A 25,846-nucleotide genomic window follows, 5' to 3' on the forward strand; every position below is an offset into this window, starting at 1 on the left:
TTGCGCCTCCGGCATCATCATCAAACGCCCACACTTATCGATTGTAAATTTTTAAAGAATTCTGCGTTGTTGCTGAAGCGTTTTGTTCAGCAGCAGAGAAGGAAGATTATGGGGCTTTTCGTTAAATCCGTCAACCCCTGTTTTCCTACCTCTCCCTACGCTACAAGCAGTGCTCAGCAGCGCGGGGACAGAACTATAACTGAACGGCCTTGCATCCGCAAGCCCCCGCCGTCCGGATACGGCCCGCGCCCTTCCAGGCCTCGATTTTTGCAGACTGTCGCAATGCCGTGGCGCATCATGGCCACATTGCGTACAGTTGCACCATCCGAGAAATTGAAGGCATTACATGTTTCCCCAACCCAAAGTCCATGACACACTGAAGACTATCATTGCCTGGCTGCACAAAGGCTTCGACGCGACGGCAACCTGGGTTACCCAATTGTCTTGGTGGAAATTCTTCCTGTTTGCAGCGCTGGCCCTGATCGCCGGTTCCATTCTGCAGGACGAACTATTCTCCTCGCGGCCGGATGAGGAATATGTCACCAAGGAGCGCAAGCGCTCCCGCCCGGGTGGCGACACCAATATCCTGATCGACGACAGCGGCATCCACTTCAACCCGCGCGGCAGCAAGATCCGTAAGGAAGCTCCGCCGGCCGGCGGCGAAGACGGCAGCGAGCCGGCCGCCCCCGCCCTGCCCGAGCCGCCCGCACCTGCCGAAGCACCGGCCCCGGCTGCGCCGCCGGAGCCACCAGCCACCCCATCCAGCAAAGCCGAGACCGGCAGCAGAGCCGGCCGTGCCGCCCGCGCGCCTGCCGCGCCCGCTGCTCCGGCCTTGCCAGGCGAAGAAGTCCACATCGAACTGCCGCCACAAATTGGCGAAGAACTGTCCAACGCCATCGAAGAGGCAGTGGATGATGCCGCCGAGCAGAAGGTGTCGCGCTACCACAAGCAGGCATCGACCTGGTTCAAGAGCTTCGTCTCCCTGCTGGTGCTGGCCCTGTTCGCCACCAAGGCGCTCATGGGCGGAAAGAAGCGCGCCGAGGCCCAAACGCTGTCGGCCAACGCCGCCGCCGAGCGCGAATCCATGCAACGGCAGCTGAGCGAGGCGAAAATGCAGATGATGCAGGCGCAAGTGGAGCCGCACTTCCTGTTCAATACGCTGGCCTCGGTCGAACACCTGATCGAGACCGATCCGCCGCGCGCCTCGGCCATGCAGCGCAGCCTGATTAAATACCTGCGCGCCGTGCTGCCGCAAATGCGCGACAGCAACCTGATCACTAACCTGGGCCGCGAAGCCGACATGGTGGCCGCCTACCTGGCTTTGCTGAAAATGCGCATGGAAGAGCGCCTGACGATCGATTTCGACGTACCGGACGGTCTGCGCACCGCAGCCTTCCCGCCCATGATGCTGCAATCGATGGTGGAAAACGCCATCAAGCACGGCCTGGAAGGCAAGCCCGAAGGCGGCACCTTGCGGGTGCGCGCCGAGGTGGCGCACAACAAGCTGCGCGTAATCGTGGCCGACGACGGCCTGGGCTTCGGCGCCAAGCCCAGCGACGGCACCGGCCTGGGCCTGAGCAATATCCGCGAACGCCTGAAGCTGCTGCACGGCAGCCAGGGCGCGCTGAATATCGAGCCCAACCAGCCCAGCGGCGTCATCGCCACCATTGAAGTGCCCTATGCGCTGGCGGCCAAGTAATCGATTGCGCCAGCCGCCGATTCGTTGAATAATTAGCACTCACTTTTTAACACGCCTTCGACTATGCCAACTGCAATTCTTGCCGACGATGAAAGACTGATGCGCGACCAGCTGCGCTTGCGCCTGGGCCAGGTGTGGCCGGAGCTGGACATCATCGGCGAAGCGAAAAACGGCGAAGAAGCGATCGACCTGGTCGACCAGCTCAAGCCCGACTTCGCCTTCCTCGATATCCGCATGCCAGGCAAGAGCGGCATGGAAGCGGCCGCCGCCATCGGCAACAAGAGCAATGTGGTGTTTGTCACCGCCTACGATGTGCACGCGGTGGAAGCGTTCGAGCGCGGCGCCGTGGACTATGTCCTCAAGCCGGCCGAGCCGGAACGCCTGCAAATCACGGTGGAGCGCCTGAAGCACCGCATGAGCGCGCCGGCCGGCAGTACGGGCGGCGCCGACGTGAATGCCAGCGTGACAGCCATGCTGTCCCAGCTGGCCGAAAAGATCGCCGCGCCGAAGAAGACCTATCTGCAATGGATCCAGGCCAGCATCGGCCAGGACCTGCGCATGATACCGGTCGAGGAAATCCTGTTCTTCCGCTCCGATGAAAAATACACCTGCGTGCAGACCGCCAAATATGAGGCGCTGATCCGCAAGCCGGTGCGCGACCTGGCCGATGAACTCGATCCGGACCTGTTCTGGCAGATCCACCGCGCCACGCTGGTCAATGTCAACGCCATCGAGGGTGTCACGCGCGACATCCGCGGCCGCCACCTGGTGCTGATCAAAGACCGCTCCGACAAACTGGAAGTCTCGCGCAGCTTCCTGCACCTGTTCAAGCAGATGTAATGCGTGCCGCCCTGCGCCAGATCAAAGTCCGGCGCGGCGGCTATCCTATTGTGTACCCTAAGGCCGACTCCCGGCCACAGGGACGTGCACATGGACAAGCTCGGTAAACTGGCGCGGCGGCGGCCGAAAACGGCAGGCGAGCGCTCACGGCGCAACGGCCAGGCGCCCGGCCGGCGCGCGACCGACCGCGCCATCTCCTATGAACAACTGCGCGACCTGTCCGCCGCCCTGCAAACCATACGCGAAGAAGAGCGCGCCCATATCGCGCGCGAACTGCACGACGACCTCGGCCAACTGCTGGCCACGCTGCGCGTCGACCTGAGCCTGCTGCAACAGCCCGCTGCCAGTCCGCAAGCCACGCGCCAGATGCGCTCAATGGACAAGCTGCTACAGCGCGCCATCACCTCGCTGCGCCGCATCGCCACCAATCTGCGCCCGCACGCGCTGGACGAAGGCGGCCTGTACTACGCGCTGCAAACGCTGCGCCAGGAATTCGCCCAGCGCCACGGCATCGCCTGCCAGCTCGACGCCCACGAACACGAACTGATACTCGACGACCGCTACAGCACCGCCGCCTTCCGCATCGTGCAGGAGTCGCTGACCAATATTGCGCGCCACGCGCACGCCAGCCGGGTCCACATTTCGGTGCGGCGCCGTGACGGCCGCCTGCACCTGCAGATAGAAGACAACGGGCGCGGCATCTCGCCGGACGACCTGAACAAGGCGCACTCCTTCGGCCTGCTCGGCATGCGCGAGCGCGTGTGGGCGCTGGATGGCGAGATCGATATCCAGGGCGGCGCGGCGGGCGGCGATGGCAACGGCGGCGGCACCCGCATCACGGTGGAACTGCCGCTGCCGCCCTGAACGCAGAAAGGCGCCCCGCAGGGCGCCTTCGCTCAAGCCAGGCTCAATCCGTACTAAAGCTTAGAACTTGTGCGAGATGCCAACCTGGTAGGAGGTCAGCGATTTCACTTTTTCGCGGCCGGCGTAAGCGTACAGGTCGGTGCGCTTGGACAGGTGGTAGTCATAGCCGATACCCATTTCCTTGACCGTCTCTTCGCCGCTGATGGCCTTGCCCGACTTCACGTAGTCGCGTTCCTGCTTGCCGTACACAGCCTTGAAGTCGCCGTTGCCGACGGTGTAGACGCCACCGATCAGGAAGCTGTCGTATTCGCCGTTGGCGGCGTTGGTGACGACCTGGTCGGTATCGCCCTTGGTGTAGCCGGCGGTCAGCTTGAAGGCGCCGAATTTGTAGGCGCCGCCGATGCTCCACAGGGTAGGTTTGACGGCCGAGACGGCGGTCTGCACCGCGCGCTGGTAGCCGGCGTGCAGGCTGATCGGGCCATTGTCATAGGTGACCAGGCCGCTGAAGCCGCTGTCGGCGTCCTTGATTTCGCTCAGCACGGCTTGCGCGCTGAACACCAGGCCGTTGTAGCTCGGGCTCTGGTAAGTGACAGCGTTCGACACGCGGGACGCGCCCACGCCGCCGCGCATCATCGGTTCGTTGACTTTACCGATCACGCCATCGGCGCCGAAGGGTTCGATGCGGCCGATGGCGCCGTCGATGATGTCCTTGGTACGTCCCATGTAGACGGTACCGAAGGCGCCCTTCAAGCCTACCCAGGCCTGGCGGTCGAACAGATTGCCCTTCTGGGCGCCGGTGTCGGCGAGGATCTCGTTTTCCAGGTTGAAGATGGCCGACAGGCCGCCGCCCAGATCTTCGGTGCCGCGGAAGCCGAGGCGCGACGCGTGGTTTTCACGTTCGATGACCGACTGGCCGGAAGTCTTTGCCAGGCCCAGATCGACAACACCGTAGACCGTGACATTCGATTGCGCTTGCGCTGCGGATACGAAGCCGCCGATGAGCAGTGCTGCCAGAGTAAGTTTTTTCACTTGTTGATCCATGTTGTTTGTTGAGGAAAGCGTCGCTTGCAAACTTGACGGGACGAATCTTGCCTAACAAATGCTTCAACAATATGACATCGACAAGCTGTTGCGTATCCGCAACAAACTTTGTTTTTCTCAAAAGAAAAATGGGGTCAGGGTTAATTACACGAACCGTATACGAACCGTGTAATTAACCCTGACCCCATTTGTCGGTACGGAAACGGGTTATTTCAGGCGGCAGGTGGCAAGCCAGTAGTGTTCCAGGCGCTCGACGCGCACTTCCTTGGCGGCGCCGGACAGGCGCTTGCGCAGCCAGCTGTCGGACGGGTAGCTCTGCGCGACTTCGTAGCGCTCGCCCTTGGTGTCGGTCAGGATGTGGAAGCTGTTGCCGTCCAGGTCGGTGCGCGCGATGGGCTCGCTGTACCCTTCGACATAGTTGTTGTCGAGCAGTACCAGCAGCACGTCCTTGCCCAGTTTCAGCCGCAGGTGGGCCAGGTATTTGTCCTGGCTCGAGCGCGGCACTTGCGACCACAGGCCGGCCGCAAAACAGGCCGTGTATTCGCCCGGGACGATGTCGGCCGGCAGGTTGAAGGCGTCGCCTTCGGTGAACTGGACGAAGTCCTCGTCCAGGCCGCGCTCGGCGGCGGCGGCCAGCATCTGCGGGCTGTTGTCGATGGCGCGCACCGACTCGGCCACGTCGGCGATGATTTCGGTCCAGTAGCCGCTGCCGCAGGCCAGTTCCAGCACCTTGTGGCCGTTCAGCAGTTCGGACAGCGCCTCGTGCAGCTCTGCCAGGTCCTGTTCCACTTCGGGACGCTCGTATTGCAGGTCGTAGGTGGCGGCAACGGCCGCGTAGTATTCTTTTTGGGTCTTCATATAATTTACAACTCGTAGGTGTCTTTTTCACCGCTCATGGCCTGCTCGATCAACTTGCGGTTGAGCGTTGGGGCCAACAGTTCGATGAAGGTGTAGATGTAGCTGCGCAGGTAGGCGCCCTGCTTGACCGCCACCCGCGACACGTTCATGCCGAACAGGTGGCCGGCCGGCAGCGCGCGCAAGCTGCGGTCGCGCTCGGGATCGAAGGCCATGCCGGCAATCACGCCGATGCCCATGCCCAGCTCAACATAGGTTTTGATGACGTCCGCGTCGATGGCTTCCAGCAGCACGTCCGGCTTCAGGCCGCGCAGCGAGAACGCGTGGTCGATCTTGCTGCGGCCGGCGAAGGCGCCATCATAGGTGATGAGCGGGAATGCAGCAATCTCCTCCAGCGTCAGCGTCTTCGATTTGAGCAGCGGGTGGTCGGGGGGCACCACCACCACGTGCTCCCATTGATAACAAGGCAAGGTGATCAAATTATCAACACCGGCGATGGATTCGGTGGCGATGGCCAGGTCGGCCTGGTCGCGCTGCACCATTTCGGCGATCTGGCGCGGATTGCCTTGCAATAAAGACAAGCGCACCTTGGGGAATTTCAGCATGAAGGCTTGCACCACCTTGGGCAGCGTGTAGCGCGCCTGGGTGTGGGTGGTGGCGATGGTGAAGCTGCCGCTGTCCTGCGCCGCGTACTCCTTGCCGATGCGCTTTAGGCTGTCGATCTCCTGCATGATCAGTTCCACCGAGGACAGCACCAGCCGTCCCGGCTCGGTCAGCCCGCGGATGCGCTTGCCGTGCCGCGTGAAAATATCCACGCCCAGTTCCTCTTCCAGCTCGATAATAGCCTTGGACACCCCCGGCTGGGACGTAAACAGGGCCTTGGCGGCGTCTGTCAGGTTGTAGTTCTGGCGTACTGCTTCACGGACAAAGCGCAGTTGATGAAGATTCATTGTTCTCTCGTTGGGGCTGCTCTAGCTCTATTTTACGCTCATGCTTATACCCAATACGTATATAAGCAAATAAAGACTAAGTCGTTTGGAATAAAGATGAAGTTTATTACCATTGTCGCCAGTTTGGGATACTTTGAAAGAGCCAGCCCCGCCGGCAAGCGATTTTTTTAGGAATGACATGTATCAATACGATCAATACGACCACCTCATCGTCCGCGAACGCATCGCGCAATACCGCGACCAGGTGCGCCGCCGCCTGGCCGATGAGCTGACGGAAGCCGAATTCCTGCCCCTGCGTTTGCAGAATGGACTGTACTATCAGCGCCATGCCTACATGCTGCGCATCGCGGTGCCGTACGGGCTGCTGGCCTCCAAGCAAATGCGCATGTTCGCCCACATCGCGCGCAAGTACGACCGCGGCTACGGCCACTTCACCACGCGCCAGAACATCCAGTTCAACTGGATCGAGCTGGAACAGACCCCGGACATCCTGACCGACCTGGCCTCGGTGGAGATGCACGCGATCCAGACTTCGGGCAACTGCATCCGCAACACCACCACCGACGAATTCGCCGGCGTGGCGGCCGACGAGATCATCGATCCGCGCCCGTACTGCGAGATCCTGCGCCAGTGGTCGACCTTCCACCCTGAATTCATCGCCCTGCCGCGCAAGTTCAAGGTCGCCGTCAACGGCGCCGTGCAGGACCGCGCGGCCATCGCCGTGCACGACATCGGCCTGACCGTGGTGTACAACGACGCCGGCGAAATCGGCTTCAAGGTAATGGTTGGCGGCGGCATGGGCCGCACCCCCATCCTGGGCACGGTGATCCGCGAGTTCCTGCCGCGCGAACACCTGCTGACCTACATCGAAGCGGTGATGCGCGTGTATAACCAGTACGGCCGCCGCGACAACAAGTACAAGGCCCGCATCAAGATCCTGCTGAAGGCCATCGGCGCGGAGGAATTCACGCGCCAGGTCGAAGCGGAATGGGCTGACCTGAAGGGCAATGCCGAAACGCTGACACAGGAAGAGATCGACCGCGTGGTGGCCTACTTCGAGCCGCATCCGTACAAGGCGCTGGAAGCGATCGACCCGCAGGCCGCGCACGCCGACAACAAAGCCTTCGCCAACTGGCTCAAGCGCAACGTCAAGGCGCACAAGCAGCCCGGCTACGCGGCCGTGGTGCTGTCGCTGAAGAAGACCGGCGTGCCGCCGGGCGACGCCACCGCCGAGCAGATGGACTTCATGGCCGACTTGTCGGACCGCTACAGCTTCGGCGAACTGCGCGTGACGCACGAGCAGAACATCGTGCTGGCGGACGTGGAGCAAAGCCAGCTGTTCACCCTGTGGCAGGAAGTGAAGGCGCATGGCCTGGCCACGCCGAACATCGGCCTGCTGACCGACATGATCTGCTGCCCGGGCGGCGACTTCTGCTCGCTGGCCAACGCCAAGTCGCTGCCGATCGCCGCCGCCATCGCGGAGCGCTTCGACAACCTGGACTTCCAGCACGACATCGGCGAGATCGAACTGAACATCTCGGGCTGCATCAACGCCTGCGGCCACCACCACGTGGGCAACATCGGCGTGCTGGGCGTGGACAAGGACGGCAGCGAGTGGTACCAGGTGTCGATCGGCGGCGCGCAGGGCAACGATTCGGCCATCGGCAAGATTATCGGCCCGTCGTTCTCGGCGCTGCAGATGCCGGAAGTGATCGGCCGCCTGCTGCAGGTGTACGTCCGCGAGCGCTACGAAGCGGAACGCTTTGTCGATACCGTGCAGCGCCTGGGCGTCGCGCCGTTCAAGGAATTTGTATACGCCACGCCGATTGCCGACGTGGGCCGCCTGGTTGGAGAAGATGAATATGTCTGAGCAAAAACTGATTATCAAGGGCCGTGAAATCGTCGGCGACGACTGGACCGTGCTGCGCGCCGCCGAAGGCGAAGACGCGGCCGCACTGGCCGTCCCGGCCGGCAAGGTCATCGTGCCGCTGGCGACCTGGCAGGCGCAGGCTGCAGCCCTGGCGCCGCGCCGCGCCGCCGCGGAAATCGGCGTGTGGTTCGGCCCGGACGAGCGTCCTGAAACGCTGAAGGGCGAGCTGGATGCCTTCGCCGTGGTGGCGGTAGACTTCCCGAAATTCACCGACGGGCGCGGCTACTCCATCGCCTACAACCTGCGCACCCGCCTGGCCTACGCCGGCGAACTGCGCGCCATCGGCGACGTGCTGCGCGACCAGCTGTTCTCGATGCAGCGCGTGGGCTTCAACGCCTATGACGTGCGCGCCGACCGCAGCATCGAGGACGCGCTGAAAGGCTTGTCCGACTTCTCGGAGACCTACCAGGCTTCCGTGGACCAGAAAGTGCCGCTGTTCCGCCGCCATGCCCGCGCCACGCCCGCCGCCAACGTTGCCAGCAGCGGCGACGCCGGCTACGGCATCTGAAGCGCGGAGCCAGCCATGAGCGAGCTGAATACCCTGACCCAGTCCACGCAGCAAACCCTGGAGCGCATCGTCCGTGATTTCACGCCGGCGGTGTTCGCCTCCAGCCTTGCCGCCGAAGACATGGTGCTGACCGATCTGATTTTGAAGGCCAAACTGCCGATCACCATCTTCTCGCTGGAGACCGGCCGCTTGCATGCTGAAACGCTGGCCATGCTGGACAAGGTGAAGGAGACCTACGGCTACCAGATCACGCTGTACCGCCCGCAGCCGGAAGCGGTGGAAGCCTATGTGGCGCAGAACGGGCTGAACGCCTTCTACGACAGCGTGGACATGCGCAAGGAATGCTGCCGCATCCGCAAGGTGGAGCCGCTGGGCCGCGCCCTGGCCGGCAACCAGGCCTGGATCACCGGCCAGCGCCGCGCGCAGTCGGCCACCCGCACCTCGCTTATGATAGAGGAAGACGATCCGGCGCACCTGATGACCAAGTTCAATCCGCTGGCCGACTGGTCGGAGGAAGACGTGTGGAACTACCTGCGCGAAAACAAGGTGCCTTACAATGCACTGCATGACAAGGGCTACCCGTCGATCGGCTGCGAACCCTGCACCCGGGCCATCGAGCCGGGCGAGGATGTGCGCGCCGGCCGCTGGTGGTGGGAAAACCCGGAGTCGAAGGAATGCGGCCTGCACGTGGTAGACGGCAAGCTGATACGCATCAAATCCGTGGCGGCGTAATGACGCGCCGGCCACCAACACAAGAATAGGCAAGCACCATGAACACTGTAGTTGACCGTTACGCCTCCACCATAGGCTTGAGCGACGTAAACGCCCGCCACCTGGACGCGCTGGAATCGGAAGCCATCCACATCCTGCGCGAAGTGGCCGCCGAATGCAGCAACCCCGCCCTGCTCTTCTCGGGCGGCAAGGACTCCGTGGTGCTGCTGCGCCTGGCCGAGAAGGCGTTCCGCCCCGGGAAGTTCCCCTTCCCGCTGGTGCACATCGACACCGGCCACAACTTCGAGGAAGTGATCACCTTCCGCGACCAGCGCGTGGCCGAACTGGGCGAGCGCCTGATCGTCGGCTCGGTGGAGGACTCGATCAAGAAAGGCACCGTGCGCCTGCGTAATCCGCAGACCGATTCGCGCAACGCCGCACAGGCGGTGACGCTGCTGGAAACCATCGCCGAACACAAGTTCGACGCCTGCATCGGCGGCGCCCGCCGCGACGAAGAGAAGGCCCGCGCGAAAGAGCGCATCTTCTCCTTCCGCGACGAATTCGGCCAGTGGGACCCGAAAGCCCAGCGCCCGGAACTGTGGGACCTGTATAACACCCGCGTGCACCCAGGCGAAAACATGCGCGTGTTCCCGATCTCTAACTGGACCGAGCTGGATGTGTGGCAGTACATCGCCCGCGAAAAACTGGCGCTGCCGCCGATCTACTTCGCGCACCAACGCCAGGTGATCCCGCGCAACGGCCTGCTGGTGCCGCTGACCGACCTGACCCCGGCGCGCGACGGCGAAGCGGTGGAAACGCAAGTGGTGCGCTTCCGCACCGTGGGCGACATCTCCTGCACCTGCCCGGTGTCGTCGGACGCGGAAACGGTGGAGGCGATCATCGCCGAAACCGCCGTCACCCAGATTACTGAACGGGGCGCGACCCGGATGGACGACCAGACCTCCGAAGCCTCCATGGAAAAACGCAAGAAAGCAGGTTACTTCTGATGAACGCTCGCATTGAAAATACTGAAAACCAGGCAGGCCTGCTGCGCTTCATCACCGCCGGTTCCGTCGATGACGGCAAGAGCACGCTGATCGGCCGCCTGCTGTTCGACAGCAAGGGCATTTTCGCCGACCAGCTGGCCGCCGTGTCGCGCGCCAAGAACAAGCGCACCGTGGGCGACACCATCGACCTGTCGCTGCTGACCGACGGCCTGGAAGCGGAACGCGAACAGGGCATCACCATCGACGTGGCCTACCGCTATTTCGCCACGCCCAAGCGCAAGTTCATCATCGCCGACACGCCGGGCCACGAGCAGTACACCCGCAACATGGTCACCGGCGCTTCCACCGCCGACGCCGTGATCATCCTGATCGACGTGTCGAAAGTGAAGCTGCGCGAAGACGGCGGCGTGGACTTGCTGATCCAGACCAAGCGCCACTCCACCATCGCCCACCTGCTGCAAATCGAGCACGTGGTGGTGGCCGTCAACAAGATGGACCTGGTGAACTACGACCAGGCGATCTACGACCGTATCGTCAAGGCATACCAGGAATTCGCGCAGTCGCTGGGCCTGAAGGACATCACGCCTATCCCGCTGTCGGCCCTGAGCGGCGACAACGTGGTGGACGCCGGCGAGAACATGCCGTGGTATAAGGGCCCGACCTTGATCGAGCTGCTGGAATCGCTGTCCGTGTACGACGAGTCGCACAATGCGCCTTTCCGCTTTCCGGTGCAGCTGGTGGCGCGCCACAACGGCCACGAGGCAAACGACTTCCGCGGCTACATGGGCCGCATCGAAGCCGGCAACGTGAAGGTGGGCGACAAGCTGGTGGTGCAGCCTTCGGGCCAGGCCGCCACCGTCAAGGACATCCTGACGCTGGAAGGCTCGCACCAGTCGGCATCGGCCGGCCAGTCGGTCACCCTGCTGCTCAACGAGTACCTGGACATCTCGCGCGGCGACCTGCTGGCCAGCAGCGAGCAGCCGGCCACCCTGCTGAAGAACCTGAACGCGGATGTGTGCTGGCTGTCGGAAGACGCGCTGGACCTGCGCCGCAAGTACTGGATCAAGCACGGCACCAAGCAAACCGCCGCCAAGATCACCAGTATCGCGTCGCTGCTCGACATCAACACCCAGGAACGCCGCATCGCCGACGCGCTGAAGCTGAACGACGTGGCGCGCATTGCGCTGACCGTGCAGCAGCCGCTGGCCGCCGACGACTATACCGACAGCCGCGCGACGGGCGCCTTCATCCTGATCGATGAAGTCACCCACCAGACCGTGGCCGCAGGCATGATCCGCCTGGCTTGACCATGTCCGTGCCTGTGTTCGGGAAGGTTTTCCTCATCGGCGCCGGTCCCGGTGCGCAGGATCTGATCACCATGCGCGGCGCGCGCCTGCTGGCGCAAGCCGACGTGGTGCTGCACGACGCGCTGGTGACCGAAGAGATGCTGGAGCTGTGCCCGCAGGCCGAGAAAATCTCGGTCGGCAAGCGCTCGGGCCAGCGCTCCACCGCGCAGCATGCCATCAACGCGCAACTGGTCGAGCAGGCCGGCCGGCACAAGCTGGTGGTGCGCCTGAAAGGCGGCGACCCGATGCTGTTCGGCCGCGCCGACGAGGAGTTGCGGGCGCTGGAGGAAGCCGGCATCGAGGTCGAAGTCGTCCCCGGCATCACCACCGCCGTGGCGGCGGCGGCGGCCGCCAGGCAGCCGCTCACCAAGCGCGGCGTGGCGCGCAGCGTGGCCTTCTTCACCTCCAGCACCGCGCCCGAGCACCCGGCCGACGTCGACATGCCGGACAGCGACACGCTGGTACAGTACATGGGCGGACGCGAAGCCATCATCACTGCGCAGCGCCTGCTGGACCAGGGCCGGCTGGGCGCGACGCCGGTGGTGGTGATCGAAAACGTCAGCCGTCCCGACCAGCGCATCCTGCGCCTGACGCTGGACACGCTGGCGCACGGCCTGGAGCCGTCGCACGGTCCGGTGCTGGTGATGCTCGGCCACGCCATGGCGCGCCGCCCGCACCAGGCCGCCGACTGACATTCCCGGCGCCGCCGGTTGCCATTTCAACAATCCCCGCCGTAGAATAGCTGCTTCGACTCACCGGAGCACTATTCATGCGCAATCTCGTCCCCGTCCTGCTGGCCTTTGCCGTCAGCGCCGCTTATGGCCAAGCGCCGGCCCGGACCGCCGCCGCCAACGAGGCGCCGCTGGCCGCGCTGCCCTACACGCCCGGCCTGGACGTTACCGCCATGGACAAGAGCGCCGATCCCTGCGAGGACTTCTACCAGTACAGCTGCGGCGGCTGGATCAAGAACAACCCGATCCCGGCCGACCAGAGCGCCTGGAGCGTCTACGGCAAGGCCGCGCAGGACAACCAGCGCTTCCTGTGGGGCATCCTGTCCGCCCTGGCCGCGCAGCAGAGCGGCCGCAACCCGGCCCAGCAGAAGATCGGCGACTACTTCGCCGCCTGCATGGACGAGCAGACCGTCAACCAGCGCGGCGCGGCGCCGCTGCAGGAATACCTGGCGCTGATCGGCGGCATGGCAGGCAAACAGGATTTGCCGGGCGTGCTGGCCCGGCTGCACACCGACGTGGCCAACAGCATGCTGTTCGCTTTCTCGTCCAACCAGGACCTGGGCGACTCGGCCCAGGTGATCGCCTTCGCCGGCAACGCCGACGCCGGGCTGCCCGACCGCGACTACTACCTCAAGACCGACGCCAAGTCGAAAACCATCCGTGTCCAATACGTGGACCACATTGCCCGCTCGCTGGAACTGGCGGGCGATACGCCGGCCGAGGCCAGGCGCGCCGCGAGAGCCATCCTGCGCTTTGAAACCGCGCTGGCGAAAGCCTCGCTGTCGCGCGTGGAGCAGCGCGACCCCTACAAGATGTTCCACAAGACCGACCTGAAAGGCCTGCAGGCGATGACGCCCGCCTTCAACTGGAAGGACTACCTGCAGGCCGCCGGCGTGGCAGGCGTGAAGCGCTTCAACGCCAACGAACCGGCCTATCTGCGCGCGCTGAACCAGGGCCTGCAGCAACTGAGCCTGGCCGACATCAAGACCTATCTGCGCTGGCACACCACGCGCGCCATGTCGCCGTTCCTGTCGCAGGCCTTCGTGGACGAGAACTTCGCCTTCTACCACAAGACCCTGCTCGGCACGCCGGAGCAGAAGCCGCGCTGGAAACGCTGCGTGCAGCTGGTCGACCTGCAACTGGGCGAAGCGCTGGGCCAGGAGTTCGTCAGCCGCGCCTTCAGCCCGGAACTGAAGGAAAAGACGCTGCACATGACGCGCCAGATCGAGGCCGCCATGGAGCAGGACATCAACTCGCTGACGTGGATGAGCGAGCCGACCAAGGCCAAGGCGCGCGAGAAGCTGCACGCGGTGGCCAACAAGGTGGGCTACCCGTACAGCTGGCGCGACTACAGCGCCTACGGCGTCAAGCGCGACGACTTCGCCGGCAACGTGGTGCGCGGCACCGCCTTCGAAGTGCGGCGCCAGCTGGACAAGATCGGCAGGCCGCTGGACCGTTCCGAGTGGGGCATGACGCCGCCCACCGTGAACGCCTACTACAACCCGCAGATGAACGACATCAACTTCCCTGCGGGCGTGCTGCAGCCGCCGCTCTTCGACGGCAACATGGACGACGCGCCGAACTACGGCAACACCGGCGGCACCATCGGCCATGAGCTGATCCACGGTTTCGACGACGAAGGCCGCCAGTTCGACGCCAAGGGCAACCTGAAGGACTGGTGGGCCAGGCAGGATGCCAAGGCATTCAAGCAGCGCGCGCAGTGCATCGTGGACCAGTACGCGCAGTACACCGTGGTGGACGACATCAAGATCAACAGCAAGCTGACGCTGGGCGAGGACGCGGCCGACCTGGGCGGCCTGATACTGGCCTGGATGGCGTGGAAGACCGAAATCGCCGACAAGGTGCTGGAGAATCGCGAGGGATTGACGCCGGAGCAGCGCTTCTTCGTCGGTACCGCGCAGTGGACCTGCCAGAGCGAGCGGCCGGAAAGCCTGCGCCTGCACGCCATGACCGACCCGCACTCGCCAGGCAAGTACCGCATCAACGGCGTGGTGGTGAATATGCCGGAATTCGCCAAGGCCTTCGCCTGCAAGCCCGGCCAGGCCATGGTCAAGCCGAAGCAGAAGATTTGCCGGGTGTGGTAGGGGCCTGCGTGGGCGCTGCGGCGGCGCCTGTTAAAATGTCGCCTTCGATTTTCAAGGAGGTGACATGCAGCAGCCGAATGAAGTATTTGAACGCGCCCGCGAAGCCCGTCTGGCCGGCCGCTACCAGGACGCGCTGAAGGACCACCTCTGGCTGCATGAGCATGCGCTGGAGGTGTCGCCCGAATGGCGCGGCGTGCGCCTGTCGTTCGCCCTGCGCGACTGGATCTATCTGGCCGACGCCTTCCCGCCCGCCCGCGCCGCGCTGCAGAGCATCCGCGACCGCGAATCGTCGCGCATGCTGCTGGGCGCGGCCACCGTGGAGCGGTTCCGCGAAGTGGCCGCCATCAATGAAGCGCTGCGCGAAGTGGGCGCCACCCACGCGCTGTTCCTGAAGCTCGACGAGATCGACTCCGCGCTGGCCGAGCAGTGCGCCGAGCTGGCCATGACGGCGCTGGTGAAATGCGAAGACTTCCAGCTGGCGCGCCGTTTCCTGCCCTCGCCTTCCGGCCGCATCCAGGCCCTGGCCGCGCGCCTGAACGACGGCGCCGACGCGCTGGCCAGCCAGCCCGCCTCGGCCGCGCCGACGCTGCTGGCCTATGTGCTCAACTATGCCAAGGAAGTGCGCCTGGTGCTGGCCGTGCTGAACGGCCTGGAGGAAAAGGGCGAAGCGGACAACATGCAGAAACTGGCGCTGGACGAGGTCCGTTCGGATGGCCTGCGCGCCATCATCCAGCGCGAACTGGAACAGCCCGGCTCCACGCTGGCCGCCATGGCGGCCCAGTCCGAAGCGGACGGCGAAGCGTAAGGCCCAGCGGCCCGCTCAGGCGCCAGCGCCGCCGGCCGCCCCCTGCAGCGTGCCGACGCAATAGTCCGCGATAGCACTCAGCACGGCCGGGTTTTCGCCCGCCGCTTCGGCCACGCTGAAGCGCATGGCCGGATAGGCTGCGCGCAACTCATCCAGCATCAGCGGCAAGTCGCGCAGCACGTGGCCGCCCTGCCCCAGGAAGATCGGCACCACCGCCACTTCCGCCACGCCGGCGGCCGCCAGTTCGGCAACCCGCTCCGGCAGGCGCGGCGACATCAACTCCAGGAACGCGAGCGACACGTCCACATCGGGCAGCCGCGCCTGCGTGATGGCGCTCAGGCGTTCGAAGGGCGCGGCCCAGCTGGCGGCGCGCGCCCCGTGCGCGAACAGGATCAGTGCTTTTTTGCTTGTCATGGCTTCAGTCGTCATCAGTGTCTCTCCACCCACCACAATGCGCCGATGGCCAACATCAGATAAATCACGCTGGGCGCCGCAGCGGTGAGGAATGGCGGCCAGGTACTGAGCATGCCCACGTGCGAGAACAGGGTGTTCACCAGCAGGAAGCTCACCCCTATCATGATGCCAACGAACACTTTCAGGCTAACGCCGCCGCTGCGCGCGTGCAGATAGGCGAACGGCAGCGCCAGCGCCATCAGCACGAAGATGGCCAGCGGATCGAACAGCTTCTTCCAGAACGCCACCTTGAATACCTTGGTCTCCTGCTTGTTCTCCTGCAGGTGGCGGGTGTAGACCGCCAGCTCGTTGGCCGACATGCGCTCCGGATCACGGCGCGATACCGACAGGATCTTGGGCGTGATCTCCGACACCAGGTCGCGCGAGGCCAGCTTCACCACCTCGACCAGGCTGGTTTCCTGCGCGAAGTGGTTCTGCGCGGTGGCGGTGGCGCCCGCCACCAGCAGCGCCGGATTGCTGAAGCGGCTCTCGGTCACTTCCTCCAGCCGCCACACGCTCTTGCCCTGGAAGGTGGCGCGCTTGGCCTGGATCAGCGCGCGCAGGCGGAAGCTGTTGTCGAACTCGTAGAGCTTGACGTCGAGCAGCTGGCCGTCCGGGCGCACTTCGCGCACATTGAAGAAGCGCGAACCGAGCACGGTGCCGGTCAGTCCTTCGCTCTTGATGATGTCCTTGGTCCACAGGCCGGAGCGGAACTCGGCCGAGATGGCGGCGCCCTGCGCCGTCAGGCGCACCTTTTCGGCCAGCGGCGAGGTGCGCGGCACGATCAGTTCGCCGAACACGAAGGCGATCGCCACGATCACCACGCCGATCTTGAACAGCATGCCGATCGCCATGCGGGTCGACATGCTGGCCGCGCGCATGATGGTGAACTCGGACGACGAGGCCAGCTGCGCCATGGTGTAGATGGTGCCGATCAGCGTGGCCACCGGCAGCACGCGGTAAATCTGCTCGGGCACCATCATGGCCACATACAGCACCGCGTGCTGCAGCGTGTAGCCGTGCTTGCCCACCGACGGCAATTCGCCGGTCAGGTCCATGAAGGCCATCAGGCCCAGCAGCGCCAGCAGCACGAAGGACACCGCCTGCGCAATCGAGGTGGCGAAATAGCGTTGCAGGATACTCATTACTTCACTTCCTTGGGCACTGGCGAGGACACCTGCTTGCCGCGCTTGAACGCAGCCCACAGCACGCGCGGATGATAGCGGTGATTCACATTCAGGCGCCACACGAACAGCAGCGCCACCACGGTAGCCAGTGCCAGGTGCAGCGGCCACCAGGACAAGGCAAAACTCACGCGGCCCTCGCGCACGCTGGCCTCCAACACTTTGACCAGGTTGTTATAGCTGAAGAAGATCAGCAAGGCCACGATCAGGTTGGACGAGCTGCCCGCGCGCGGGTTGACGAAACCGAGCGGGATGGCCAGCAGCGGCAGCAGCAAGCAGGTGATCGGCAGCGCAATGCGCCACAGGATTTCGCCCTGGATGGCGGGCCCGCTGCCCTTGAACAGCTCCGCGCTCGGCATCGCGTCCACGCCTTGCGCAGCACCCAGCTCCTGCGACTTGCTGGCCACGCGCATGCTGTAGCGCTCGAACTCCATGGTCTGCACGTCGGCGCTGCCGGGCGCGCCCAGATAGCGGCGGCCGTTCTTCAGCACCAGGTAGCGGTCGCCCTCGGGCGTGGTGGTGATCACGCCTTCTTTGGCCACCACGGTGGCGGTGCCTTTCGCGTCCACCGTATTGACGAACACGTTGTGCACCACGGCGCTCTGGCCGGACACGCCTTCGACAAAGAAAATCCGGTTGGCCGACGCCGACTCGCGGAACTGGCCCGGCGACACCTGCTGCAGGTCTTCGCGCTTCTGGAAGCGCTGCGTGTACTCGCTGCTCTTCTGCTTGGCCCACGGCGTGGCGTAGAAGCTGAGCACCCCGGTCACCAGCACGATGGGCAGGATGAAGGTCAGCACCGGGCGGATCCAGCGCGCCAGGCTCAGGCCGGAAGCGAACCACACCACCATCTCGGAATCGCGGTAACTGCGGGTGACCACCATCAGCACTGAAATAAAGCTGGTGAGGATCAGGACAGTTGGCAGATAATTCAGGGCCGCGAACGCTATCAGCGCGACCACGTCGCTCGATGCGACCCTGCCGCCGGCGGCTCTGCCGAGGATGTTGATCAGGGCCCAGGTGACGATTAGGGAGAACAGCACCGTGAAGGTTGCCCCGGCAGCACTGGCCAACTCGCGTTGAAGGGCACGTTGAAAAATCATTCGAAGTTTATAATTCGGTCGTCAAGTTAAGTAAGAACCAAGCCTACACGGAGAAATCTAATGGACTTTAGCATAAAAGCATTCGACGCAAAAAACACCATTGCGTCCGCCAAGACCGGCTGCATCGCCGTCGCGGTATTCGAAAACAAGAAGCTTTCGCAAGCGGCCAAGGCCCTCGACAGTGCGGGTGAAATCACGGCTGCGCTGAAGTCCGGCGACATTACCGGCAAGCCGGGTACGGCCCTGCTGCTGCGCGGCCTGAAAGGCGCCGCCGCCGAGCGCGTGCTGCTGATCGGCCTGGGCGCCGACGAAGCCGTCGGCGAGAAAAGCTTCGCCTCCGGCGTACAGGCTGCGGTCAAGGCGTTTTCCTCCCTGGGCGCGGCGGACGCCATTATCGCACTACCGCTGGAAGAAGTGAAAGAGCGCGACGCGGCGTGGGCCATCCGCACCGTGGTGCAGGCCGGCCGCGAGAGCATCTACCGCACCGACAGCCAGAAGAGCAAGAAAGACCCGGCCCCGGCCGGCGTGAAGAAGGTGGCGCTGGCCGTGGCCAACACCGCCGCCAACAAGCTGGCGCTGGCGCAAGCGATCGCGATCGCCAACGGCATGGAGCTGACCAAGGACCTGGGCAACCTGTCGGCCAACGTCTGCACCCCGACCTACCTGGCCAACACCGCCAAGAAACTGGCCAAGGACCATGGCTTCGACGTCGAGATCCTGGACCGCAAGCAGCTCGAAGCACTGAAGATGGGCAGCTTCCTGTCCGTCACCAACGGCAGCGAGCAGCCGCCCAAGTTCATCGTCCTCAAGCACAAGGGCGGCAAGGCCAAGGACGCGCCTGTGGTGCTGGTCGGTAAAGGCATCACGTTCGACACCGGCGGCATTTCGATCAAGGCCGGTCCCGGCATGGACGAGATGAAGTACGACATGTGCGGCGCCGCCTCGGTACTGGGCACCTTCCGCGCCATCGGCGAGATGGGCCTGAAATCGAACGTGGTGGGCATTATCGCCGCCTGCGAGAACATGCCTTCCGGCCGCGCCACCAAGCCGGGTGACATTGTCAGCTCCATGAACGGCCTGACCATCGAAATCCTGAACACCGACGCCGAAGGCCGCCTGGTGCTGTGCGACGCGCTGACCTACGCCGAACGCTTCAACCCGGCCGCGGTGATCGACATCGCCACCCTGACCGGCGCCTGCATCGTGGCCCTGGGCCACCACAACAGCGGCCTGTTCACGCGCGACGACGACGCCCACAACGCGCTGGCAGCCGAGCTGATGGCTGCCGGCAAGGCCAGCGGCGACACCGCATGGCGCCTGCCGATCGGCGAGCAGTACAACGAACAGCTGAAGTCCAACTTCGCCGACCTGGCCAATATCGGCACCCCGGGCGGCGCCTCGTGCACCGCGGCGGCCTTCCTGGAAAACTTCACCCGCAAGTACAACTGGGCCCACCTGGACATCGCCGGCACCGCCTGGAAGTCGGGCGGCGCCAAGGGCGCCACCGGCCGTCCGGTGCCGCTGCTGGCGAACTTCCTGATTAACCGCGCATAAAAAACAAACGGGCCGCAAGGCCCGTTTCTTATTCAGTACACCGCGCGTCCCGCATCCGGCCCATTCTGACCGGGCGCCGGCTGGAAGCGCTTCATCTCCACCGTCAGCACATCCGGGTAATCGAAGCCCTGCCCCGTGTTGCGGTCGACCAGCACGCCGATACCGGCCGTCAGGACCACATTGCCCCACAGCGTACTGTTCTGTTTGGAATTGATTTTCTCGTCGGCCCAGGCCGCGTTGTCCAGGCGACAGTCCACGCGCAGCTGGCCCTTGCTCTTGCGGATGGCAAGCCGCGCCGGGGTGGTGACGAACCATTTGCCGGCGTCGTTCTGCAGGATGCAGCCGGCGCCGGCCACCTCGCGGTGGTCGAGCACGGTCTGCACCAGCACGCGCTGGCTGGGCGCTTCGGTCAGGGTGCCGCAGCCTGCCAGCATGGCCATGGCGGCTGAGCCGGCAAGAACGGCAACGACCGCTATCCGTGACATGTCAGTCCGCATGTCGCTCCTTTAGGCAAGGCGGCAGAGCCCCGAGGCAGCACCTGGCGGCGCTGCCCGTCCGTGGCCCGCCGCCGGCGTATCAGCGCTCGATAGCCTTGCTGTCCACTGCGCGCTCCATGGCTTTCGGCTTGGACGGCTGCTTCAGGCTTTGGATCACCTGGAGAATGTCTTCCATGCCCGACTCGCCATTCAGCCGCGAAAACGCGTCCAGTACTTCATTCAGCACCTGGTTGCGAACCACCGCTTCGTCCTGCCCCAAGGCCGGAACGCGCTGCAAGCCCGGTCCACGCGCAGCAGCGGCTTTCTCGGCGGCAGCTGCTTCCTTCTGCGCTGCCGTCTTTCGCCCCGCCGGCGTTTTGCCGTGCTCCAGCGCCGCCTGCCAGATCACCCAGCGGCGTTGCGTTTCGAATACCAGGTACTCTTCTGGTTTGTCCTCGCGGCGGCGCACGATGTGGCCATCGCGCTGCGCCCATGCTTCAAATGCAGATCGCATTTCAGTCCTTTACAAATGCTTCGCGCATATCTCACTGTTTAAACAACAACTATTTCCCAATAGTACCATTTCTTGACGCGTTCCAACACGATTCTAACTTTTTTTGCATCAAAAGTGTTGCTTCATGGAAAATTCAGTGTCATCCCGAGTTCTTTAAGTATATTTCTGTTTTCGGCTGCCGTTTATGGAATATTAGTACCAATTTGATAACAATGAAGCACTATCGGCAATTATTTTTCATATTGTTACATTTTGCAAACAGCTTGCTGATCAATAGTTCGATTCCACTGGCTTTTTTTTGCCAGCGCGTAGTTTGCCGCGTTGGGAAATTTCCGCCAACACAATAGGACTGCCTGGATGAAAAAGAAAAGCCCGCGCAAGCGGGCTGGGTGGGTTTCCTCGCTGTTTCGTTCATTACTGGCGGAAAATCTCCACCCGGCGGGCCTCGAGCAGCGGCAATACCGGCCCCACCACCAGCGCATGATAGTGGCCGGACTGCTTGTGCGCCTCCAGCGCCGCCTCGTCGCGGTAGCGCTCGATCAGCAGCAGGGAGCCGGGCGCCTCCACACCCCGGTACACTTCGTAGCCCAGGCAACCCGGCTCAGCTGGGTGGCGTATCCACCCACCCAGCGCTCGCTGACGGCGCGCGCCGGCGGACAGGAAGTGCAGATCCCCGTGCGCGGCGACGTGGTGACCGACAGCGCGGCGGCCCGGCTGGCCTTCGTGCTGGCTGGCGAAGGCGTGGCACGCCTGCCAGCCTACGACGCGGCCGCGCTGATCGCCTCGGGCGACCTGATCCATCTGCTGCCGGAAGTGCAAACCGCCCCGCTGGAGATCTACCTGGTGCACTCGCAGCGCATCGGTCCCAGCGCGCAGTTGCTGCGCGAATTCCTGCTCGGCGCATTCGGTTAGAATGCCGGATCTGATTTACGTGAAAAGACACTACACATGAAACTCGCCACCTGGAACGTCAACTCGCTCAACGTCCGCCTGCCCCACGTCCTGAAATGGCTGGATGAGAACCCGGTCGACGTGCTGTGCATCCAAGAGACCAAGCTGACGGATGACAAATTCCCGACGGCGGCAATCGAGGCGGCTGGCTACCACGTGATCTTCAGCGGCCAGAAGACCTACAACGGCGTAGCCATCCTGTCCAAGCTGCCGATGACGGACGTGGTGCACAACAACCCGCACTACGAGGACGCGCAGCAGCGCATCCTGGCCGCCACCATCGACGGCGTGCGCGTGGTGTGCGCCTACGTGCCGAACGGCCAGGCCGTGGGCACCGACAAGTACGAGTACAAGCTGGGCTGGCTGGCCTCCTTCCGCCACTGGCTGGAACTGGAAGCGGCGCTCCATCCGAACCTGGCGGTGCTGGGCGACTACAATATCGCCCCCGACGACCGCGACGTGCACGACCCGGTGCTGTGGGCCGGCCAGGTGCTGTGCTCGGAGCCGGAGCGCGCCGCGCTGCAGGCGCTGTTTGCGCTGGGCCTGGCGGACTCGTTCCGCATGTTCGAGCAGGCCGAGAAGACCTTCAGCTGGTGGGATTACCGCATGCTGGGCTTCCAGAAGAACAAGGGCGTGCGCATCGACCATATCCTGCTGTCGCCGCCGCTGGCCGCGCGCTGCACCGCCTGCGTAGTGGACCGCGCGCCGCGCAAGTGGGAGCAGCCGTCCGACCACGCGCCGGTGGTCGCCACGCTCAGCGACTAGGCCGTTTAGTCAGCTCAGCCGCTCCAGCATGTGCTGCGCGTTTTCGTGCGGCACCGGCTGCGAGAACAGATAGCCTTGCGCGTACTGGCAGCCCTGCTGCTGCAGCAGGGCGAACTGGGCTTCCGTCTCCACCCCTTCCGCCACCACCGGCATCTGCAGGCTGTCCGACAGCGCGATGATGGCCGCCACGATGGCGCGGTCTTCCGCGCTGTGCTCCAGGTCCTTGATGAAGGCGCGGTCGATCTTGATCTTCCTCACCGGGAAGCGCTTCAGGTAGGCCAGGCTGGAGTAGCCGGTGCCGAAATCGTCGATCGACAGGCGGATCCCCATCGCGTTGATCTGCCCCAGGATCTCCAGCGTATGCTCGCCGTGCTGCATCAGCGCCGTTTCCGTGATCTCGAACTCGATCATGGCCGGGTCGATGCCGGTTTCGTCCAGGATGCGGCGCACCGATTCCACCAGGCCGCGGTGCATGAACTGGCGCGCCGACAGGTTCACCGCCAGCGGCACCGGCTGCAGCCCCATTTTCAGCCATTCCATGCTCTGCTCGCAGGCGCGCCGCATCACCCATTCGCCGATCGGCACGATCATGCCGTTTTCCTCGATCAGCGGGATGAAGCTGTCCGGCATCACCAGGCCCAGGCCCGGCCTGCGCCAGCGCAGCAGCACCTCCATGGCGTGCACGCGGCGCGTGGCAATGTCCATGATGGGCTGGAAGTGCGGCTCGAACTGGCCCAGCGCCAGCGCGCTGCGCAGGCTGTTCTCCAGTTCGAAATGCTGGGCCGCCGACACGTTCATCTTCTGCGTGAAGAACTGGTAGTTGTTGCGGCCGGAAGCCTTGGCGTGGTACATGGCGCCGTCGGCGTGCCGCATCAGTGTCTCCACGTCCTCGCCGTCGTCCGGGAACACGCAAATGCCGATCGACGGCGTGATGTGCAGCATGCGCCCTTCCAGCGGGAAGGGCACGGCCAGCGCCTCGATGATCTTCTCGGCCACCCGGCTGGCTTCCTCGATGGAGCGGATGCCCGGCACCAGCACCACGAATTCGTCGCCGCCCAGGCGCGCCACGGTGTCGCTGGCGCGCACCGCGCGGCACAGCCTGCTGGCCACTTCCTTGAGCAGCTGGTCGCCGGTCAGATGGCCCAGCGAATCGTTGATGGTCTTGAAACGGTCCAGGTCCAGGAACATCACGGCCAGGCGCCGGTCCGAGCGCTGCGCGGCCAGCATGGCGCGGTCCAGGCGGTCGGCCAGCAGGGCACGGTTGGGCAGGCCGGTCAGGCTGTCGTGGTAGGCCATGTGGTGCACCCTTGCCTCGGCCTGGCGCCGCTCCACGATCTCGCCCTGCAGCTGCGCGTTGGCGCCGGCCAGTTCGGCGGTGCGTTCGAGCACCCGCACTTCCAGTTCGTCGCGCGCCTGGCGCACCGCTTCGGCGTCGGCGCGGCGCGCTGTGATGTCGTCCACCAGCCATACCGAGCGGCCGTTGGGCTGCGCCATGTCGAACGGGCGGCCGGACAGGCGCGCCCAGAAGCGGCTGCCGTCCTTGCGCACCAGCTGGTACTCGGAAGTGTTGACGTGGCCGGCCTGGAAATCGCGCGCGGTTTCCTTGCGCGCCGCGTCCCAGGCCTGCAGGTCGGGGTAGAAGGCCTGCACGCTCAGGTTGTTCATTTCGCCCGGCGCATAGCCGAACAGCTCTTCCATCTTGGCGTTGCAGCGCAGGTTGTAGCCGCCCTCGCACACCGAGATGCCCAGCACCGCGCTGTCCAGGATCGCCTGGTTTTCCAGCAGCGCGTTGCGCAGCGATTCCTCGGCCAGCTTTTGTTCGGTGCGATCCTCGGCGATCCAGATGGTGCCCTGGCTCGGGTCGTCCGGATTGACCACGTAGGCGATCAGCTGGGCCCAGAAGGTGGTGTTGTCCTTGCGCCGCATTTCCACTTCGGTCAGGAAGGGCTTGCCCACCATCAGGAAGGGGGTGGCGGCAGCGCCCAGGCGCTCGTAGGCGTCCTGCGTGGGGTAGAGCGACATGCCGGGCAAGCCCAGGCCCTCGTCGCCGTCGTAGCGGAACATCTCGGCGAAGCCGCGGTTGTAGCGCGTGATCACCCGGTTCTTGGTGAACAGGATGCTGATCGACGCGTTGGTCATGATGGCTTCGACTTCCATCTGCGTCTGGCGCGAGAGCGTGATGTCCTCCAGGATCCAGATGGTGCCGCCGTCGCCGCTTTCGTGGCTGATGGCCTGCGCGCGCACGCGGCACCACAGCAGGCTGCCGTCCTTGCGCTTGAACTGGAATTCCTTCTTTTCGAAAGGCAGGCCGCTGCCGAGCAGCGGGCCGGCTTCGCGGCCGAACTCCGCATACGCCTGCAGCGACGGGAACACCTCCACCGACGGCCGCCCATACATCTCGTCGCGCGTGTAGCCGAACATTTCGGCCATGCGCGGATTGCAGCTCAGCAGCGTCTGCGCCTTGGTGAACAGGATGCCGACCGAGGCGTTGTCCAGGATGGCGTTCTGTTCCATCAGCACCTTGCGCATGCTTTCCTCGGCCGCGCGCTGCTCGCTGATGTCCTCCACGATCCAGACCGTGCCCTCGGCGATGTCCGACGGGTCCAGCGAGCGCCCGTAGATGCGGCCCCAGAACAGCGCACCATCCTTGCGGCGCAGCTGCACTTCGGATTTGTAGGACTGGCCCTGCACCAGCAAGGGACGCGACTGCTCGGCCACGCGCAGGCGGATCTCGTCCGTGGCGTACAGCATGTTGCCGCTGGCCCCTTCCATCTCGTCGCGCGCGTAGCCGAACATTTCGGCCGCGCGGATATTGCATTCGATGATGAAGCCGGCCTTGCCGAAGATGATGCCAACCGCCGCGTTCTCGAGGATGGCCTGCTGTTCCAGCAGCGTCTTGCGCAGCGCGCGCTGGTCGCGCTGGAAGCTGCTGGTGTCGTGGAACACCAGGATGGCGCCGCCGGCCGCGCCTTCGCCCGGCAGCGGCTTGAGCGTGGCTTGCACCGGGATGTACTGGCCGTCCGCGTGCGCCAGGCAGCTGTCCCACTTCAGCAGCGCGCCGGCGCCCGCCTCCAGCGCCTGCTTCAGCCGCGCGGCGCTGTCGGCGCGCGCGTGGCGCGCGAACACGTCGGCCGCCGGATGGCCCTGGGCGGCAAAGCCGAGCAACTGGTCCAGCTCCGGGCTGGATGCGAGCACCAGCCCGTCGCCGCCGCACGCGCACGCGGGCAGGCCGATCAGCAGCAAAGCCTCGGCCACGGAATCCGGATGGGGCGGAATACGACTCATGTACACCTTGGCACCTTGTTAGAAACGATGCCTGTCTCCAGCGGCAGCGTAGTTGGCAGATCATAACCACAAACCGCCGTTATTGCCACCGGACTGCCCGACATCGCCCTCTAAAAGCGACTATGCCCGGTCTGGCCGGGCATAGTTACAACAATACGCCTGAAACTGC

23 protein-coding genes and 1 pseudogene are annotated in these 25,846 nt (G+C 64.3%); 14 read left to right on the top strand and 10 right to left on the bottom strand.

The window, feature by feature from the left end:
- Positions 1-346 precede the first annotated feature (346 nt).
- The 3 genes from ASD15_RS29950 to ASD15_RS29960 all read left to right on the top strand — a co-directional run bounded on the left by ASD15_RS29950 (position 347) and on the right by ASD15_RS29960 (position 3,403).
- On the top strand, positions 347-1,699 hold the full coding sequence (locus ASD15_RS29950; protein ID WP_057158737.1) for a sensor histidine kinase: 1,353 nt from the start codon (positions 347-349) through the stop codon (positions 1,697-1,699).
- Between the two features lie 63 nt (positions 1,700-1,762).
- The gene (locus ASD15_RS29955; RefSeq protein ID WP_057158738.1) at positions 1,763-2,539 is read left to right on the top strand and encodes a LytTR family DNA-binding domain-containing protein; all 777 of its coding nucleotides are present in this window, start codon (positions 1,763-1,765) and stop codon (positions 2,537-2,539) included.
- Between the two features lie 90 nt (positions 2,540-2,629).
- The gene (locus ASD15_RS29960) at positions 2,630-3,403 is read left to right on the top strand and encodes a sensor histidine kinase (protein WP_057158739.1); all 774 of its coding nucleotides are present in this window, start codon (positions 2,630-2,632) and stop codon (positions 3,401-3,403) included.
- 60 nt (positions 3,404-3,463) lie between these two features.
- Here the strand turns inward: ASD15_RS29960 and ASD15_RS29965 are convergent, their stop codons facing one another.
- The 3 genes from ASD15_RS29965 to ASD15_RS29975 form a co-directional block, all read right to left on the bottom strand.
- Complete coding sequence (locus tag ASD15_RS29965) at positions 3,464-4,432, bottom strand: porin (RefSeq protein WP_057158994.1); 969 nt, start codon at positions 4,430-4,432, stop codon at positions 3,464-3,466.
- A 219-nt stretch (positions 4,433-4,651) separates the two neighbouring features.
- The gene (locus tag ASD15_RS29970; protein WP_057158740.1) at positions 4,652-5,302 is read right to left on the bottom strand and encodes a class I SAM-dependent methyltransferase; all 651 of its coding nucleotides are present in this window, start codon (positions 5,300-5,302) and stop codon (positions 4,652-4,654) included.
- A 5-nt stretch (positions 5,303-5,307) separates the two neighbouring features.
- A complete protein-coding gene (locus tag ASD15_RS29975) occupies positions 5,308-6,249 on the bottom strand; it encodes a CysB family HTH-type transcriptional regulator (protein WP_057158741.1) in 942 nt (313 codons plus the stop codon).
- A gap of 178 nt (positions 6,250-6,427) precedes the next feature.
- On the opposite strand from ASD15_RS29975, the gene ASD15_RS29980 reads away from it, so the two are divergent.
- The 8 genes from ASD15_RS29980 to ASD15_RS30015 all read left to right on the top strand — a co-directional run bounded on the left by ASD15_RS29980 (position 6,428) and on the right by ASD15_RS30015 (position 15,392).
- Entirely contained in the window at positions 6,428-8,119 is a 1,692-nt protein-coding gene (locus ASD15_RS29980) for a nitrite/sulfite reductase (RefSeq protein WP_057158742.1), read from the top strand.
- The gene (locus ASD15_RS29985) at positions 8,112-8,687 is read left to right on the top strand and encodes a DUF934 domain-containing protein (protein WP_057158743.1); all 576 of its coding nucleotides are present in this window, start codon (positions 8,112-8,114) and stop codon (positions 8,685-8,687) included. Before ASD15_RS29980 ends, ASD15_RS29985 begins: the two co-directional genes overlap by 8 nt.
- A gap of 15 nt (positions 8,688-8,702) precedes the next feature.
- Positions 8,703-9,419: a phosphoadenylyl-sulfate reductase gene (locus tag ASD15_RS29990; protein WP_057158744.1), complete on the top strand. Its 717-nt coding sequence runs from the start codon at positions 8,703-8,705 to the stop codon at positions 9,417-9,419.
- 38 nt (positions 9,420-9,457) lie between these two features.
- Positions 9,458-10,405, top strand: a complete 948-nt coding sequence (cysD, locus tag ASD15_RS29995; RefSeq protein WP_057158745.1) for a sulfate adenylyltransferase subunit CysD — start codon at positions 9,458-9,460, stop codon at positions 10,403-10,405.
- The gene (locus ASD15_RS30000) at positions 10,405-11,712 is read left to right on the top strand and encodes a sulfate adenylyltransferase subunit 1 (RefSeq protein ID WP_057158746.1); all 1,308 of its coding nucleotides are present in this window, start codon (positions 10,405-10,407) and stop codon (positions 11,710-11,712) included. The genes cysD and ASD15_RS30000 overlap by 1 nt, the downstream gene beginning before the upstream one ends.
- 2 nt (positions 11,713-11,714) lie before the next feature.
- Complete coding sequence (gene cobA, locus ASD15_RS30005; protein ID WP_057158747.1) at positions 11,715-12,443, top strand: uroporphyrinogen-III C-methyltransferase; 729 nt, start codon at positions 11,715-11,717, stop codon at positions 12,441-12,443.
- A gap of 77 nt (positions 12,444-12,520) precedes the next feature.
- Entirely contained in the window at positions 12,521-14,587 is a 2,067-nt protein-coding gene (locus tag ASD15_RS30010) for a M13 family metallopeptidase (RefSeq protein WP_057158748.1), read from the top strand.
- 64 nt (positions 14,588-14,651) lie between these two features.
- On the top strand, positions 14,652-15,392 hold the full coding sequence (locus ASD15_RS30015; protein ID WP_057158749.1) for a hypothetical protein: 741 nt from the start codon (positions 14,652-14,654) through the stop codon (positions 15,390-15,392).
- Positions 15,393-15,407: 15 nt separating this feature from the next.
- On the opposite strand, the gene ASD15_RS30020 is transcribed toward ASD15_RS30015, so the two are convergent.
- The 3 genes from ASD15_RS30020 to lptF are packed head-to-tail and all read right to left on the bottom strand — an operon-like array spanning position 15,408 to position 18,132.
- Positions 15,408-15,821, bottom strand: coding sequence for a sirohydrochlorin chelatase (locus ASD15_RS30020; RefSeq protein ID WP_229418389.1), 414 nt, complete (start codon positions 15,819-15,821; stop codon positions 15,408-15,410).
- Positions 15,821-16,990 carry an LPS export ABC transporter permease LptG gene (gene lptG / locus ASD15_RS30025; protein ID WP_057158750.1) on the bottom strand — a complete coding sequence of 390 codons (1,170 nt, stop codon included), beginning with the start codon at positions 16,988-16,990 and terminating at the stop codon, positions 15,821-15,823. The genes ASD15_RS30020 and lptG overlap by 1 nt, the downstream gene beginning before the upstream one ends.
- Positions 16,990-18,132: an LPS export ABC transporter permease LptF gene (gene lptF / locus ASD15_RS30030; protein ID WP_057158751.1), complete on the bottom strand. Its 1,143-nt coding sequence runs from the start codon at positions 18,130-18,132 to the stop codon at positions 16,990-16,992. The genes lptG and lptF overlap by 1 nt, the downstream gene beginning before the upstream one ends.
- A gap of 60 nt (positions 18,133-18,192) precedes the next feature.
- On the opposite strand from lptF, the gene ASD15_RS30035 reads away from it, so the two are divergent.
- Complete coding sequence (locus ASD15_RS30035) at positions 18,193-19,686, top strand: leucyl aminopeptidase (RefSeq protein ID WP_057158752.1); 1,494 nt, start codon at positions 18,193-18,195, stop codon at positions 19,684-19,686.
- A 32-nt stretch (positions 19,687-19,718) separates the two neighbouring features.
- On the opposite strand, the gene ASD15_RS30040 is transcribed toward ASD15_RS30035, so the two are convergent.
- From ASD15_RS30040 to ASD15_RS33935, 3 genes are all read right to left on the bottom strand, one after another.
- A complete protein-coding gene (locus tag ASD15_RS30040) occupies positions 19,719-20,183 on the bottom strand; it encodes a hypothetical protein (protein WP_229418390.1) in 465 nt (154 codons plus the stop codon).
- 79 nt (positions 20,184-20,262) lie between these two features.
- Positions 20,263-20,676 (bottom strand): hypothetical protein, encoded by a 414-nt coding sequence (locus ASD15_RS30045; protein WP_057158754.1) that lies wholly within the window; start codon positions 20,674-20,676, stop codon positions 20,263-20,265.
- 414 nt (positions 20,677-21,090) lie between these two features.
- The gene (locus ASD15_RS33935; protein WP_057158996.1) at positions 21,091-21,345 is read right to left on the bottom strand and encodes a putative quinol monooxygenase; all 255 of its coding nucleotides are present in this window, start codon (positions 21,343-21,345) and stop codon (positions 21,091-21,093) included.
- On the opposite strand from ASD15_RS33935, the pseudogene ASD15_RS32055 reads away from it, so the two are divergent.
- Together ASD15_RS32055 and xth are read left to right on the top strand one after the other, a co-directional pair.
- A pseudogene (locus ASD15_RS32055) lies at positions 21,253-21,588 on the top strand (LysR substrate-binding domain-containing protein); the annotation flags it as partial. The gene ASD15_RS33935 and the pseudogene ASD15_RS32055 overlap by 93 nt on opposite strands.
- Before the next feature lie 36 nt (positions 21,589-21,624).
- Complete coding sequence (gene xth, locus ASD15_RS30060) at positions 21,625-22,392, top strand: exodeoxyribonuclease III (protein ID WP_057158755.1); 768 nt, start codon at positions 21,625-21,627, stop codon at positions 22,390-22,392.
- A gap of 9 nt (positions 22,393-22,401) precedes the next feature.
- On the opposite strand, the gene ASD15_RS30065 is transcribed toward xth, so the two are convergent.
- Positions 22,402-25,677 carry a bifunctional diguanylate cyclase/phosphodiesterase gene (locus ASD15_RS30065; RefSeq protein WP_057158756.1) on the bottom strand — a complete coding sequence of 1,092 codons (3,276 nt, stop codon included), beginning with the start codon at positions 25,675-25,677 and terminating at the stop codon, positions 22,402-22,404.
- Positions 25,678-25,846 lie beyond the last annotated feature (169 nt).

This window comes from Massilia sp. Root351 (genome assembly GCF_001425045.1).
Taxonomy (GTDB): Bacteria; Pseudomonadota; Gammaproteobacteria; order Burkholderiales; family Burkholderiaceae_D; genus Rugamonas.